The sequence below is a fragment of the Treponema endosymbiont of Eucomonympha sp. genome (assembly GCF_001028545.1).
On record NZ_BBPW01000235.1, the window covers coordinates 1 to 936 of the forward strand.

A 936-nucleotide genomic window follows, 5' to 3' on the forward strand; every position below is an offset into this window, starting at 1 on the left:
GGTATATCCCTCCACGGAGCGCCCGTGCGCGTCTGCCACGCTACCGCGTTGATAAACAGGCGGTTATCTTTCGCCACGCCCCCGCGTTTCCCTGCCTGTCCGGGCAGCAGTTCTTTTATCCGTTCCCGCGCCTCGTCGCTTATATCGTGCCGGTGAATGCCTTCATTTCTTTTCATGCTTCTATTTTACCTCTTTTCCCCTATCCAGTCCACACTGCCTAGACAATATGAACGAAAAAAAGAAAGGGAAAGATAAAACAGGAGGCATAGTTTATTATTTTATAAATAACTGGTGCACTCAGATCGATGAAATTGATATTGGCTCAACTATTGTGCCGCTGGAAAAAAGTATAAAGAAGCAATATATATAAAGATGAATTTTTTTTAAAACAGTAGAGTGGCATAAATCTCCTCAGGAAAAAGATATCTGTAATGACCCGCTTCCTTGTCGGTGATTACGAAGTCGATATTATCGATATCCGGTTCGTAGCCGAACTTCGGGAAATAGTCGTCGCGGACAAGCCCTTTCAGCGTCTTTTCTTTCTGTATGCCGCCGTATGTTGACAACTTCCTCTCCACAAAATGTTGAATCTAGGGCGTATTCACGCGGCGCAAAGCAATATTGATAACAGATATCGGAAAATTTTTAGGCGGCGAAAGAAACGCTCAATTTGTTCGTTGTTGCGAGATACAGGATTTGAACCTGCCACCTTCGCCTCCGGAGGGCGACGCTCTATCCAAATGAGCTAATCTCGCGCAGGATATAGAGTTAGCACCGTTTTATATGTTCACCATAAGACGTTAAAATAAGGTAGATATTGTTACTATAGTTTATTGCGTTTTGCTTGTCAAGCGTGTGTTCGGGTATATTTTCGGGTACCACTGCCCGCGTCTTTTCAGCGTGGAGTGTTTGTATGGCAAAAGCCGCAAACGGCGT

General features: G+C 44.8%; 3 protein-coding genes and 1 tRNA gene. 1 reads left to right on the plus strand and 3 read right to left on the minus strand.

The genetic code is table 11. From position 1 onward, the window contains the following. The coding region (locus tag AWU74_RS10620; RefSeq protein WP_162481887.1) for a transposase at nucleotides 1-176 on the minus strand (176 nt) is incomplete at its 3' end. Between the two features lie 50 nt (nucleotides 177-226). Between AWU74_RS10620 and AWU74_RS11795 the strand changes: the two genes are divergently transcribed. Continuing rightward, nucleotides 227-370, plus strand: coding sequence for a hypothetical protein (locus AWU74_RS11795; RefSeq protein WP_187150897.1), 144 nt, complete (start codon nucleotides 227-229; stop codon nucleotides 368-370). 13 nt (nucleotides 371-383) lie between these two features. Here the strand turns inward: AWU74_RS11795 and AWU74_RS06200 are convergent, their stop codons facing one another. Both AWU74_RS06200 and AWU74_RS06205 read right to left on the minus strand, forming a co-directional pair. Continuing rightward, a complete protein-coding gene (locus tag AWU74_RS06200; protein WP_059370165.1) occupies nucleotides 384-566 on the minus strand; it encodes a hypothetical protein in 183 nt (60 codons plus the stop codon). Between the two features lie 115 nt (nucleotides 567-681). After that, nucleotides 682-755: transfer RNA gene (locus tag AWU74_RS06205), tRNA-Arg, on the minus strand. Nucleotides 756-936: the final 181 nt, after the last annotated feature.